Annotated in this window: 14 protein-coding genes; 3 read left to right on the top strand and 11 right to left on the bottom strand. The window is 68.9% G+C overall.

Translation table 11 applies throughout. The features are described 5' to 3' along the window. Window positions 1-13 precede the first annotated feature (13 nt). From DL990_RS27180 to DL990_RS27170, 3 genes are all read right to left on the bottom strand, one after another. Window positions 14-424: a hypothetical protein gene (locus DL990_RS27180; protein ID WP_125785544.1), complete on the bottom strand. Its 411-nt coding sequence runs from the start codon at window positions 422-424 to the stop codon at window positions 14-16. 75 nt (window positions 425-499) lie between these two features. After that, window positions 500-1,708 carry a peptidoglycan-binding protein gene (locus DL990_RS27175; protein WP_125800334.1) on the bottom strand — a complete coding sequence of 403 codons (1,209 nt, stop codon included), beginning with the start codon at window positions 1,706-1,708 and terminating at the stop codon, window positions 500-502. Between the two features lie 33 nt (window positions 1,709-1,741). Next, window positions 1,742-2,056 (bottom strand): hypothetical protein, encoded by a 315-nt coding sequence (locus tag DL990_RS27170; protein ID WP_125785542.1) that lies wholly within the window; start codon window positions 2,054-2,056, stop codon window positions 1,742-1,744. Window positions 2,057-2,404: 348 nt separating this feature from the next. Here DL990_RS27170 and DL990_RS27165 point away from each other — a divergent pair, with 348 nt between their 5' ends. Beyond that, window positions 2,405-3,289 (top strand): ADP-ribosylglycohydrolase family protein, encoded by an 885-nt coding sequence (locus DL990_RS27165; protein WP_125785541.1) that lies wholly within the window; start codon window positions 2,405-2,407, stop codon window positions 3,287-3,289. Here DL990_RS27165 and DL990_RS27160 read toward each other — a convergent pair. Next, entirely contained in the window at window positions 3,286-3,963 is a 678-nt protein-coding gene (locus DL990_RS27160) for a response regulator transcription factor (protein WP_125785540.1), read from the bottom strand. The genes DL990_RS27165 and DL990_RS27160 overlap by 4 nt on opposite strands. An 88-nt stretch (window positions 3,964-4,051) precedes the next feature. On the opposite strand from DL990_RS27160, the gene DL990_RS27155 reads away from it, so the two are divergent. Further along, window positions 4,052-4,948: an oxidoreductase gene (locus DL990_RS27155; RefSeq protein ID WP_125800333.1), complete on the top strand. Its 897-nt coding sequence runs from the start codon at window positions 4,052-4,054 to the stop codon at window positions 4,946-4,948. Between the two features lie 196 nt (window positions 4,949-5,144). On the opposite strand, the gene DL990_RS27150 is transcribed toward DL990_RS27155, so the two are convergent. Then, a complete protein-coding gene (locus DL990_RS27150) occupies window positions 5,145-5,714 on the bottom strand; it encodes a hypothetical protein (RefSeq protein WP_233620583.1) in 570 nt (189 codons plus the stop codon). Between the two features lie 46 nt (window positions 5,715-5,760). Between DL990_RS27150 and DL990_RS27145 the strand changes: the two genes are divergently transcribed. Then, entirely contained in the window at window positions 5,761-6,144 is a 384-nt protein-coding gene (locus DL990_RS27145; RefSeq protein WP_217444265.1) for a helix-turn-helix domain-containing protein, read from the top strand. On the opposite strand, the gene DL990_RS27140 is transcribed toward DL990_RS27145, so the two are convergent. From DL990_RS27140 to DL990_RS27115, 6 genes are all read right to left on the bottom strand, one after another. Further along, window positions 6,145-7,221 (bottom strand): 3-deoxy-7-phosphoheptulonate synthase, encoded by a 1,077-nt coding sequence (locus DL990_RS27140; RefSeq protein ID WP_125785538.1) that lies wholly within the window; start codon window positions 7,219-7,221, stop codon window positions 6,145-6,147. A 161-nt stretch (window positions 7,222-7,382) separates the two neighbouring features. Further along, entirely contained in the window at window positions 7,383-8,180 is a 798-nt protein-coding gene (gene dpgD / locus DL990_RS27135) for an enoyl-CoA-hydratase DpgD (protein WP_125785537.1), read from the bottom strand. Further along, the gene (gene dpgC / locus DL990_RS27130; RefSeq protein ID WP_125800332.1) at window positions 8,177-9,391 is read right to left on the bottom strand and encodes a (3,5-dihydroxyphenyl)acetyl-CoA 1,2-dioxygenase DpgC; all 1,215 of its coding nucleotides are present in this window, start codon (window positions 9,389-9,391) and stop codon (window positions 8,177-8,179) included. The genes dpgD and dpgC overlap by 4 nt, the downstream gene beginning before the upstream one ends. Next, complete coding sequence (gene dpgB / locus DL990_RS27125) at window positions 9,388-10,050, bottom strand: enoyl-CoA-hydratase DpgB (RefSeq protein ID WP_125800331.1); 663 nt, start codon at window positions 10,048-10,050, stop codon at window positions 9,388-9,390. The genes dpgC and dpgB overlap by 4 nt, the downstream gene beginning before the upstream one ends. Next, entirely contained in the window at window positions 10,044-11,144 is a 1,101-nt protein-coding gene (dpgA, locus tag DL990_RS27120) for a 3,5-dihydroxyphenylacetyl-CoA synthase DpgA (protein ID WP_125800330.1), read from the bottom strand. Before dpgA ends, dpgB begins: the two co-directional genes overlap by 7 nt. A 171-nt stretch (window positions 11,145-11,315) precedes the next feature. Beyond that, a complete protein-coding gene (locus DL990_RS27115; RefSeq protein ID WP_125800329.1) occupies window positions 11,316-12,665 on the bottom strand; it encodes a cation:proton antiporter in 1,350 nt (449 codons plus the stop codon). Between the last annotated feature and the right edge of the window lie 80 nt (window positions 12,666-12,745).

Raw genomic sequence — 12,745 nt, 5'->3', positions numbered from 1 at the left:
AAGACACGGCGCCTCAGAACCCGAAGAGCTCCTGCGGTACTTCGTGCTCGTCCGGCCAGGTCAGCCAGGCGACGTCGGTCGGGCCGATGGCGCAGTTGGCCACCCGCCAAGACCGCGCGTCGTCGTCGACGTTCGTTTCGCTCTTCTTCTTGAGCAGGGCGACGTAGACGTCGGACATGACGCCGTCGTCCCGCTTGTTCTCGTAGACGGTGCCGGCGTAGTACGGACGACCGGCTTCGGTGCCGCGCATCGTCCCCTGCAGGAACACCCAGGGGCCGAGCCGGTCGAGCTGTTCCACGGCCACCCGGACCCGATCGCCGAACTCCTGGTCGAGCCGGGCGGTGGCGGCCTCGAGTACCGCTTCCCGGACCGGGTCGCCGGGATTCAGCGACACCGGAAAGGGTCGTGCGGACGGGGTGTACATCAAGCTACCTCCCACTGGCGGGACAGCGACGCGGCCGCATCAGCTTGCCCGGTGAAGCTCTGGCGTTGGTTCGGATCAGGTCGGCGGGGTGAGGATCTTCACGAGGCCGCCACCGCCGCCCATGCTGATCTTCTGCGAACCGTCGGGGTTGACGTTGTTCGAGCCGATGAACTGGCCATCGCCCGCGTACAACACGACGTGCCCGCCGTTGTTCGAGATCACCACGTCGCCCGGTTTCGCTTCGGAGAGCGGCACCGACTTCCAGCCGTCCGCCTCGAGGTTGGCCGACAGCCCCGCGACCGAGGCACTGGCCTGCCCCTTGTCGATCAGGCCCGCCGCTTCGAGGCAGCCGGAAACGAAGTTCGCGCAGTTGACGTTGTTGGGCACCCACGACTGCATGGCGGGCAGTTCACCACTGCCCTTGAGGTCACCGGCGTTGCGGCCGAGGAACTGCTCGGCGATCTTCGCCGGGTTGTCCCCCTGTGCGTCGATCGGCTTGGCGGGCCTGCCGTCGCCCTGCACCCCGGCGACACCGCCACCGCCGCCTCCACCGCCGCCCTCGCCGCCGTCCCCACCGCCGTAGCTGGGCGCACTGCCCACGTTGGAGTTGACCGGCTTCGCGTTGACGCTCGACGCCGTGGTCTGGCCGTCGTCGGCGGGGATGAGCTCGATGAAACCGCCTTCGATCTCGAGGCCGAGCGGCTTGAGGAGATCGTCGATCTGCTTCTCGGCGTCGTCCAGCGCTTTCTCGATCTCGTCCTTCTTGCCGTTCGAGTCTTTTTCGTTGAGCTTCCGGAGGCGCTCGATGTCCGTCGCGGCGGCGGCGATTTCGTTCTCGTCCTCGGAACTGTTCTTCCGGCGCCGGGCCGAGTCGATCAGCTTGCGATTGTCCGAGTCCTTGTCATTGGCTTCCTGGGCGAGCTGTGCGACCTTCTTCTTGACCTCGTCGAGGATCTCGGACACCCGCTGGAGGATGTTCTTGGCGGCCTCGGCCTTGTCGCTCACCTTGTAGCTGGCCTTGCCGAGCTTTTCGAGGTGTTCGGCGACGGCGTCGGCGTCCTTGCCCTCCCAGTTGCGCAGGACGTCGTCGCGGAAGACCTTGAGGTCTTCTCCGAGGTCGTTCGCCCTCGTGGCCGCCCCGCCGACCTTCCTCGCCTGGTCGTTGACCGCGCCCGAATTCAGCTTCTGCGCCTGCTGGGCGTGCTTGTCGATGGCGTCCAACGACTTCGGGCGGTCATGCGACGGGTCGTCGAGCGTGCTCGGATTCCGCTCCGCGGTGGTCATCGGTAAATCCCCCTGCTTCCCGTCTCAGTCCGATCAATCCCGCTCGCGGGCGCCGCCACGGAGGGTGTCGACACCCGCGGCTTCGTCGTTCCGCATCCGCTGGGCGGCGTTGGCCAACGCGTTCGACGCCGCGTCGACCAGCTTCACGGCGGCCGCCAGTTCGGCGTTCACGCCGCGGTGGAACCCCTTCATCGTGGTCCCCGTGCTGGCCGCGTTCTTCAGGTCGCCGAACGCGCCTCCGGGATCACCGTCGCCAAGGTCCTTGCCCGTGCCGCTGAAGCCGTCCTTGAGCCCGCCGACCTTCTTGGCCAGCGCGGCGATCTGCTCTGGATCGAATCGGCGAGTCATGGATGATCCCTCCAGTCCGGCGCCTGCGCGCGTGCTTGCCTGACCCACACTGCTCTACCGCGCACCTTATGAGTTCACACCCACCCGTGCGCGTCGTTTCCCGAAACGCGATGACGCCGTTCGTGTACATCGACGCATCCGCCCGCGCGGTGGTTCCCGGAAGATTTCCGCACCCGGTCCACCGCGTGCCGACGACGTCCTCGGCGGGAAGATCTTACCCTCTCGACCCCCGCGGATCACGGGACGGCGAGCCGGGTCCGGCTACGTTCCGCGATCGGGTTCCACCCGGCCGGGTCACCGGAACAACTCGTTTCCCGGATACGGGGACCTTTGCGAGGATGGGCCGCGATGACCACTGATCGGCGCACTCGCGCCCTGAATTCCCTGTACGGACTTGCCCTCGGCGACGCGCTGGGTTCCCAGTTCTTCGTCCCCGACAACCGCGACGCCTGGCAACGGCGGCAACTGCCGCCAGGCCACTGGCAATGGACCGACGACGCCGAAATGGCGTGTTCCGTTTTCGTCGTACTGACGCAGGCGGGCCACGTCGACCAAGACCGCTTGGCCGCGAGCTTCGCGACACACCACGATTTCGACCGCGGCTACGGGCCGTCCATGAACCGCTTGCTCCGTCTCGTCCGTGAAGGCGGCTCGTGGCGTGAGCTGGCCACCGACCTGTTCGACGGACAGGGTTCGTGGGGCAACGGAGCGGCCATGCGGGTCGCGCCGCTCGGTGCCTGGTTCGCCGGCGATCCCGACGAGGCCGGGCGTCAGGCGGCGCTTTCGGCCGAGGTGACCCACACCCATCCGGACGGGGTGGCCGGCGCGATCGCGGTCGCGGTCGCCGCCTCGCTGGCCGCCGCACCCACCCCGCCGTCACCGGCGGATCTCCTCGACCAGGTCCTGCGACGGGTACCGCCCGGCCGGGTGCGCGACGGTGTCCTGGCCGCCAGGGAGCTGGCGCACGTGCCCTCGCCCGCGACCGCCGCCCACGAGCTGGGCAACGGCAGCCACACCGGCGCCCACGACACGGTGCCGTTCACGCTGTGGGCCGCGGCCCGCCACCTCGACGATTACGAGCAGGCCTTCTGGGCCACGGCAAGCGCCGGTGGCGACGTCGACACCACCTGCGCCATCGTCGGGGGCATCGTCGCCGCGCGCGTCGGCGTCGATGGCCTGCCGTCGTCCTGGCGAGCCGCTTGCGAACCGCTCCCGGAATGGGCGGGCGCCTAGACCAGGCCGAGCTCGCGTGCCCGGACGCCCGCCTGGAAGCGGGATTCGGCGCCCAGCGCGGACATCAGCTCCGCCACCCGGCGCCGGTAGGTCCGCACGCCGAGGCCGAGGGTCCGGGCGGCGGCTTCGTCCTTGACGCCGCTGCCGAGCAGGTCCAGCACCGCGGGCGCGAGCCGCCGGATCTCGGCGACCCGCGCGTCGTAGACGGCGAGATCCGTCGCCGATCGCCAGGCCGTTTCGAACAGCGACATCACGCCCTGCACGGTTTCGGGCTGGGTGATGACGCTGTAGCCGCGTTGCCCGGCGGTGAGGTCGCCTGCCAGGATCACGACCCGGCCATCCAGGATGATCGTCTCGTTGACGTCCTCGGCGGAGATGCGGATCCGCGCGCCGAACCGCTCGCTGACCCGCGCCAGCTCCCGTGCGGACGCCGAGTCGAGCAGCAGACCGGCCCGGTAGATCTTGCGGATCCGCACCTCGCCGGAGCGGCGCTCGGCGGCCGCGGTGAGCTCGTCCGACCGGCGATCGGCCACCCAGGTCGCGAGGTCGTTGGCGGCGCACGCCAGATCGGTCACGGTCGAGAACAGGTGCCCGACCCGGCGGAACAGCTCTTCTTCGCCGCGCACGACCGTGACCGAATCGCCCGCCCTCGTGAGGCCGTCACCTGTCCGCATGGCATCGATACTGCCCCAACCGCGCGACCAGCTGGCAGGTTGTTGCCATTTCCTGACTGCCGGCGGGCCCGTCGCGACGCTGATGGGTATGACGAACCTTTACGAAGACGCGGGCACCTGGCGGCTCGGCGACCTCACCGTGAACCGCGTCGGCCTCGGCGCGATGCGGTTGACCGGGATGCCGTGGGACGAGAAGCCCAAGCGCCGCGAGGACGCGATCGCGGTCCTGCGCCGCGCGATCGAACTCGGTGTCGACCACATCGACACCGCTTCGTTCTACTTCACTGCCCAGCGGTCGGCGAACGAGTTGATCAGCACCGCGCTCCAGCCGTATCCCGAAGACCTCGTGATCACCACGAAGGTCGGCGCGGGCCGCTCGAGCGACGGCGAGTTCTCGTTCGCGCGGCCGGATCAGCTCCGCGGCCAGGTCGAGGAGAACATCCGGCAACTCGGTCTCGACCACCTCGACGTCGTCAACCTGCGCTGGGGCTCCGGGATGGGCAAGGAGCCCGGATCGGTGGCCGAGCACTTCGGCGCGCTGGCCGACCTGCGCGAGGCGGGGCTGATCCGGCACCTCGGCATCTCCAACATCGTGGCGGACCAGCTGACCGAAGCGAGGACGATCGCACCGGTCGTCTGCGTGCAGAACCGCTACGGCCTGGCCGACCGCGAGGACGACGCCCTGGTCGACCTGTGCGCGGAGCACGGCATCGCGTTCGTGCCGTTCTTCGCCGTCACGACGTCGGTTCCCGGCGCTCCCACGCCCGGCGCCGTTCCGGGCGAGGCCGAGATCGCGAAGGTCGCGGCGGCACACGACGCGACCCCGGCGCAGATCCGGCTCGCCTGGACCCTGCACCGCGGCGAGCACGTCCTCGCCATCCCTGGCACCGGCGATCCCCGGCATCTGGAGGAGAACGTCGCGGCGGGCGGCATCCGGCTGGGCGACGACGAACTGGCGCTGCTCGACACGGTCGGCCGCGGCTGAGCGGTCGGTCCCGCGGTCCGTGAAGGACCCCAGTCAGGCGTTCACGTGAGTGGTCGCCGGTCCGCGAAGGGCTCCTTCCCTGGTACATGAAGGACCCCATCCTTGCGCCTAGGTACAGGAAGGGGTCCTTCACGTACTTCGAGCCGGGCATCACGCAAACCCGAATCGCCACTCACGACCCGCTGTACTTCAGGCATCACCGGCGGATGCGGTGGTCCACGGCGACCCAGTTCGTTTCCCAGGTCGTCCCGCCGTCGGCCGAGAACGCCTGCTCGAACCGAGCCACGTCCGGACCTTGCCGGACCACGAGGAAGCGCACCTTGATCGGCCGGTCGCCGAGCCGGTCGTCGCCGTGGAACTCGCCGACACCGTCGCGGAAGCCGCCGTGGACCGCCGGGGTGAGCAGGCCGTCGCGCATGTTGACGAAGGTCAGGCTCCACCGTTGCGCCTGAGGTTCGTACAGCCGCAGGTTGAGCGCGTCGATGCGACCGTTCGGCCCCGAGACCGCGAACTCGAGGACGTTCGCCCGCCGGTCCATGAGCGGGCGCACGGTGCTGGTGCCGTCGAACTGGAGCCACTGGTCCGCGGAGCCGGAAAGCGGTTCGGCGAGCACCCGCACCGTGGACCGCCAGGTCCCGATTTCCCAGTCGAACGCTCGCTGCGCATCGGGAACCGAAGCGACCGAGGCCGCGGGAGAGACCGCCGTCGCGATCAGAAGGAGAGCCGAAAGGCCCACTGTCAGGATTCGTTTGTATGGCACCGTCATGGTCCGACTATCCGAGCGGAGGACGGCCATGAACAAGAAGGCACCTGTGGGTAACCTTTCGCGTCCCAATCCGCTGCCCGGCTGCCCGATGGCCGCGGCGTTCGCCGCGATCGGCGGGAAATGGAAGCTCACCCTGCTGTACTGGCTCGCCAACGGCGAGTCCCATTTCGCCGGTCTTCGCCGCCGGGGCGCCCCGATCACGCCCAAGGTGCTGGCCGAACAGCTGCGTGAACTCGAGGCCGACGGACTCGTCGAACGCGTGGTCACCGGGCCGGTCCCGGCGCGGGTCATCTACCGCCTCACGCCCTACGGCGCCACGGTCCTGCCCGTGGTCGAGGAGGTCCGGGTCTGGGGTGAGGCGCATCTCCGGCGCACCCGCGGCGACGCCGCGCCGAACCCGGCGATGGGGTGCGCCGAGGCGATCAGGTAGTCACTTCGCACCGGCCCGGCGGGCGGCGGTCGCGGTGGCGAGGGTCTGGAAGACCTCCTGGGTGGCGGCGAGGTCGATGCAGGCGTCCGTGATGGACTGGCCGTAGGTGAGCGGCCGGTCGGGGTGGAGGTCCTGGCGGCCGGCCTGGAGGTTGGATTCGAGCATGACCCCGACGATGCCGCGCTGGCCGTTCTTGATCTGTTCGGCGATCTGGTCGGCGACGACGGCCTGCCGGAGATGGTCCTTGCGGCTGTTGTCGTGGCTGGCGTCGATCACCACACGGCGGGGCAGGCCCGCGTTCTGCAGGGCGGTGAGCGTCGCGCGGACGGACGCGGGGTGGTGGTTCGGCTCGCTGTTGCCGCCGCGCAGGACGACGTGACAGTCCGGGTTGCCGGCGGTGTGCAGGATGGCGGGCAGCCCGCTGGGGTCGACACCGGGGACGACGTGGCGCGCCTCGGCGGCACGGATGGCGTCGACCGCGACGGTGACATCGCCGTCGCGGCGGTTCTTGAAGCCGACCGGCATGGACAGGCCGCTGGCCAGCATCCGGTGGTTCTGGCTTTCCACCGTGCGGGCGCCGATCGCGCCCCACGAAACGGTGTCGGCGAGATAGGCCGGGATGGTGGTGTCCAGCCACTCGCACGCGGCGGGCAGGCCGCCCTCGGCGAGTTCGAGGAGCAGATCCCTCGCGATGCGCAGGCCGCGGTTGACGTCGCCGGTGCCGTCGAGGTGCGGGTCGTTGATGAGCCCTTTCCAGCCGCCGACCGTGCGGGGTTTTTCGAAGTACACGCGCATGACGATGAGGAGGTCGTTGACGAAGCGGCCGGCGAGGGCGGCGAGGCGGTCGGCGTATTCGAGGGCGGCGGCGGGATCGTGGATGGAACAGGGCCCGGCGATCACGAGCAGCCGGTCGTCCGTGCCGTCGAGGACACGGAGGACGTTTTCCCTGCCTTGCCGCACCGTGTCGGCCGCGGTGGGGCTGAGCGGCAGTTCGTGGTGCAGCAAGGCGGGGGTGACCAAGGGGACCATGCGGTCGATGCGCTGGTTGTCGAGTTCGACCGCGGCGATGGTTGTCATCACAGATGTCCAGGATTTCTGCCGTCACCGGGCGGGCGGGAAAGCCGGGATTTCCCGGCCCGGTCGGCGGTCTCGGGTGAATGAAAAGGCGAACCCGGCATTACCCGGAATCTTCCACCATCCGCCACTCGAAACAATGGTCCAACCCGATTCCCGCCGATTCAGCGACCGGTCCAGATCGGCTCCCGTTTTTCGGCGAAGGCACGGGCTCCTTCGCTCGCGTCGGCGCTGCGCCGTCGGCGTTCTTCCCACGGATAAGAGGTCTTGAACGCCTCTTCGAGCGGGAGGTCGAGCGAGCGCAGCGCGGCCTCCTTGATCGCGCGGACCGAAAGCGGAGCGGCGCGCACGAGGCTGTCCGTCCATTCCGCGACGCACCGGTCCAGTTCGGCGAACGGTACGACTTCGTTCACCAGCCCGTGGCGAAGCGCCGTCGCCGCGTCCATTCTGCGGCCGGTCAGCAGATAGCCCATCGCCACCTTCTGCGGAAGCTGTCGCGGCAACCGGAACACGCCGCCCGCACCGGCGATCAGGCCGAGGCGGACCTCCGGCAACGCGAAGACCGCGTCCTCGGAGGCGACGACGATGTCGCAGGCGAGCACCAGTTCGAAACCGCCGCCCAGCGCGTAGCCGTGCACCCTGGCGACCACCGGTTTGGACAGCGTGAACCGGTCGGTCAGCCGGGGATGTCCCGGCTGACCGCCACTGCCGAACGTCGAGGCCTCGACGCCTTCCTCGGTCAGCCGCGCGCGTTCCTTGAGGTCCTGGCCGACGGAGAAGGCGCGGTCTCCCGCACCGGTCAGGACCACCGCCCTGATCTCGTCGTCGGCTTCGACGTCGTCCCAGATCCCGGCGAGTTCCGTGTGCATCCGCCGGTCCATCGCGTTCAGCACTTCGGGCCGGTCCATCGTCACGTACGCGACGTGGTTCTTCTTTTCGTACCGAACCTGGCTTTCACTCATCGCGAGCCCACCGCGAAACCGTCCACCTTGCCGATCACGTCCGCGCCGTAGATGCGCAAAGCCTGCTGCAGCGCGAATTCGGCCAGGTACCGGCGGAATTCCTCCGGCGGTTCCTCGGCGAGGTTCAGCATGCGCCGGTTGGCCACCACGGCTTCCCCGTCGAGCCGTGCCAGCGCGTGGTCGATCGCCGCGTCCATCTCCTCGGGCGGGACGACCTCGTCGACAATGGACTCGGCGTCGGGTTCGCCGGCCTGGAGCCGCCGTCCGCCGAGGATCACTTGCCGGGCCACCCGGGGCCCGGCGATGCGGGAAAGCCGGAAGTTCGACGCGCCGGGGATGATCCCCTCCTTCGCCGCGGGCAGGCTGAGGTACGCGTCGGACGCCGCCAGCACGTGGTCGAAGACCAGGAGGAGCTGCGTCCCGCCGCCGATGGCGAAGGAATCCACGGCCGCCATCCAGGGCTTGTCGGTCAACCGGGACCGCCACGAGCCGTCCGTGAGCAACCCGCGGAAGATCTTCTGGAGGTAGCCCATTTCCCGCCGCAAAAGGAAATCCACGAGCGGGATGTCGCCGGAACTGAGCTTCTTGAGGTTGATCCCCGCGCAGAACACCCGGCGTCCCACGTACCGCGGATGACTCATCACCCCGCCCCGCAACAGTCCCACCCGGACGGAGGGATCGAGCAGCACCAGATCGACGGCGGTCTCCATGTCGTCGACCTGCTGGGCGTCCTCGGCGTTCAGGCAGTCGTCCCGGCACAGGGTCAGATACGCGACGCCGTCACGGCGTTCCAGCCGGACGGCCTCCAGCCGAAGGACACCGGTCTCGACGAACTCGGGCAGCAGCCGCAGCGCCCTGGCGGTGGGCCGCAGCATGGCGTCGAGCAGATGCGGACCGGCCTTCGGCGCGCGCAGGATCCCGCGCAGGAAGATGCCCTGGTCGATCTCGCGCCCCAGCTTCTCCGCCTGCGGACGCGACCGCTCGGCCGCCATCTGCTCTTCCGACGGCACCAGACCGGGAAAGGCGAGGGCCGCGGCCCGGACGAGTTCGTCGATGCGCAGGTACCGTGTCCGGCCGCCGGTGAGCTCGTCGTAGATCTCTTCGGCGTGCGCCTCGACGAAGGCCGTGCGCAGGGCACGGACGTCGTCGTCGACCCGGTGGGCCTCCCCCGCCAGGGCCCGGAGATCGCGCCCTGGCGAATCCGTTGTCACGACTTGGCTTCCCGCCGCAAGGCCCGGTCGGCCGCCGCCAGGTGGGAACCGAGCGCCTCCTCGAAGGTGGTCGAGCCCGCTTCGAAGATCAGCTGACGGCGGATCGCCGTCTCGGGTCCGTCCGTGACCCTGGCCAGTTCGGCCAGCGTCTTCGCCGGGTCGTCGGACACCTCGTCGATCAGGTCGAGGGCGAGCGCGCGATCCGCCTCGATCGGGGTGCCGACCAGCACGGCCCGCCGGATGGCGGCCGCACCGGCCTGCTGGGTGAGCCGGTAGACGCTCATCCCCGGCCAGGCACCGCCACCCGCCCAGGCGAGCCGCAACCGGGTCCCCGGGTCGGCGATCCGGATGTCGGCGGCGAGCAGCAGATCCAGTGCCATTCCGGCACATTCGCCCGACGCCACCGCGACCGTGAGCCTGCCGAGCCGCTCGAACCGGCGCACGGCCCGCTCCCATTTGGAGACAAGACCGACCGCCAGCCCCTTCGCCCAGTCGGCGGGCGGGGCGCCCGTGACGTGGATGGCGACCGGTCCCGGCTCGCGCTGGTCCTCGGCACGGTCGCAAAGGCCGCCGATCTCCTCGACCGCCGCGGCGGACAGCGGACGGGAACCGTCGAAGCGCAGCACCAGTTCGCCCTTGCTTTCGTTACGCGTCACCATTGAATAAGCGCCATTTCGATTGTGGACCCGGGCCCCATGGTCATGAGCACGCCGTAGTCCCCCGGGCGGGCGACGTCTTCGTCGGCGAGCCGCTCGAAGGAGAAGAGGAAGGAGCCGCTGGAAAGGTTCCCGTAGTCACGGAGCACACCGGTGGTGTGGCGGACGTCGTGCCGGCTCAGGCCGAGGTTGACGACGACGGCGTCGATCACCTTCTTCCCGCCCGAGTGCACCAGCCAGTGGCCGATGTCGCTGCGGCGCAGGCCCGTCCCGGACAGCAGCCGGTCGATGACGATTTCGGCGTGCGCGCCGACCACGTAGGGAATCTGCGGGTCGAGGAAGAAACTGAACCGGTCCTGGTCACGGTCCCAGTCGTAGCGCATCGCGTCGACGGCGTCGGTGATGATGTAGCTGGCGAACTTCAGGACGCGCGGACCCGGCACGCGTCCGTCGCCGGAAATGAGCGCGAGGGCCGCGGATCCGTCGCCGAAAAGGCTGTTGACCACGGCGGTCCGCATGGTGCCGTCGAGGGCGTAGGCGGCGGAACACGCCTCACTGCACAGGACGACGCCGAGTTCGCCCGGATGGGCCGCGGACCAGCCCGAAACGACGTTGAGCGCGTTCAGTCCGGCGTTGCAGCCCATGCCCACGATGTCCGAACGGCCGCAATGCGGGTCGATGCCCAGCTCTCGGATGATCAGCGCGCTCAGCCCGGGGGTCAGGAAACCGGTCGAGGTGACACAGCACAGGTGACGCAGGTCCGAAAGTGTTGCTCCGGCCGATTTCAGGCAGGCTTCCAGCGCCCGGCATCCCATGTCGACGGCGATCTTCTTGTGCTTGTCGAGAAGGTCACCCTGCGGTTCCGCCGCGCGGGCGCCGCCGGGACCCTCCTGCGGCAGGGTGAGGAAACGCCGGTCGATGGCGCTGTTGAGGAAGATCGAGCGGATCTTCGGATCCTCGATGCCGAGGATTTCGAGAAGTTCGGATTGCGAGTAGGACGACGCGGAAACCGCCGTTCCCACACCGGCGAACCGGGTGATCTCGGTGAGTCCGGTGAGGACGGAGAGGTCCTCGGCCGGTTCGATGATGGCAGTCATCGGTACATCCACCCCCATGTTCTGAGCTTGCTACGAAGCAGTTGCTTGAACCGCGCAGCGGGCATTGGTCTCACCTTTCGCGAATCTCAGTGGACATTTCCGAAATTAGGCTTCCGTGATCTCGGCGGTCAACGCGTCCAAGGCCGAATGGATGACCGGGGATCGGCGTCATCAAAGAATCTGCTCCTGCGGGCTTCTCGCCGGTTGCGTGCTCCAGGCCCGTTGTTCGGTCTCACGGACTTGCTCCTCGGCGGTGTGCTCCAGTCTTTTCATGGCGAACCGCAGGATCGGCGGTGCCATCAGCGGTGTGACGATGGCGATGAGGATGACGATCGTGTAGATCTCCACGCCGAGAATGCCCAGCCGCAGGCCGACCGTGGCCACCATGATCCCGATGACTCCGCGCGCGTTCAATCCGGCGCCGAGCGCCAGCCCTTCCCATTTGTTCAGACGGCTGAGCCGCGCACCGGCGTACACGCCGGCGAACTTGCCGATGATGGCCAGTGCGAGCACCACGAGCCCGGTGAGCAGGACGTCCGGGCGGATCAGCGCGGTGAGGTCCATCCGCAAACCGGCCGTGGCGAAGAAGAGCGGCGCGAACACCGACAGGACGACGGTACGCAGGGGAGCGAGCCGGGCCGGGTCCACCTTGCCGGCCGTACCGATCAGGATCCCGCAGACGAAAGCCCCGAAAAGGGCCTCCAGGCCGAGGGCGTGCGTTCCGGCCGAGGCGAGGAGAAGCAGTGCGACGACGGCGCCGACCGTGGTCCAGGCACCGTCGGACCTGCCGGCGAGGTGCAGTACACCCCGCACCAACGGCCTGCCGAGGGTGAGTGCGAACACGACGATGGCGACCAGGTAGGCGAGGGAGAGCAGCACGGTGCCCGCGGTCACGGCCTGGATCGCCATCGCGCTGACGACGGACAGCATCAGCCAGCCGACCACGTCGTCGATCATTCCCGCCGCGAGCGTGAGCTGTCCGACGTTGCGGTGCAACAGGTTCATGTCGATGAGGGTCTTGGCGATGACGGGGATGGCGCTGACGCACAGCGCCACGCCGAGGAACAGCGCGAAGACGGTGAGGTCGGTCCCCTCGGGAATCAGTGCCTTCGGCAGGACGAATCCCGCGCCGATGCCCAGGCCGAGAGGAATGATCAAGCCGCCGAAGCCGACTCCGGCGGCGGCACCGAAGCGCCGCCGGACCATGCCCATATCCATCTGCATGCCGGTGAGACCGACCAGCAGCAGGACACCGATCTGGCCGACGGCGTCGAGAAGGTGGTACTGCTCGGCGACGGCAGGGAACAGCCGGCCGTGCAGTCCCGGTGCGGCCCACGCCAGCAGCGAGGGACCGAGGATCACCCCGACGAACAGCTCGCCGACGACAGCCGGCATCCCGAACCGGGCGGCCAGCCGCCCGAAAACGAGGGCCAGCAGGAGAAGTAGGCCGACCTGGAGCAAGAAGATCAGGAGACTGTGCGCGGCGATCGGCGCGATCGGCGCGGGAAGCGAGAGAAGCACCTTCCTCCTTCAGGAAAGATTCACCGCGGAGACGCACTGCGGAGGGTCGACACGAACACCGGCGACGTGGCCTTCGCCGA

This window comes from Amycolatopsis sp. WAC 01416 (assembly GCF_003947485.1).
Taxonomy (GTDB): domain Bacteria; phylum Actinomycetota; class Actinomycetes; order Mycobacteriales; family Pseudonocardiaceae; genus Amycolatopsis.
The sequence above is the reverse complement of the archived record's forward strand: the minus strand, read 5'-3'. Positions and strand labels throughout refer to the sequence as shown.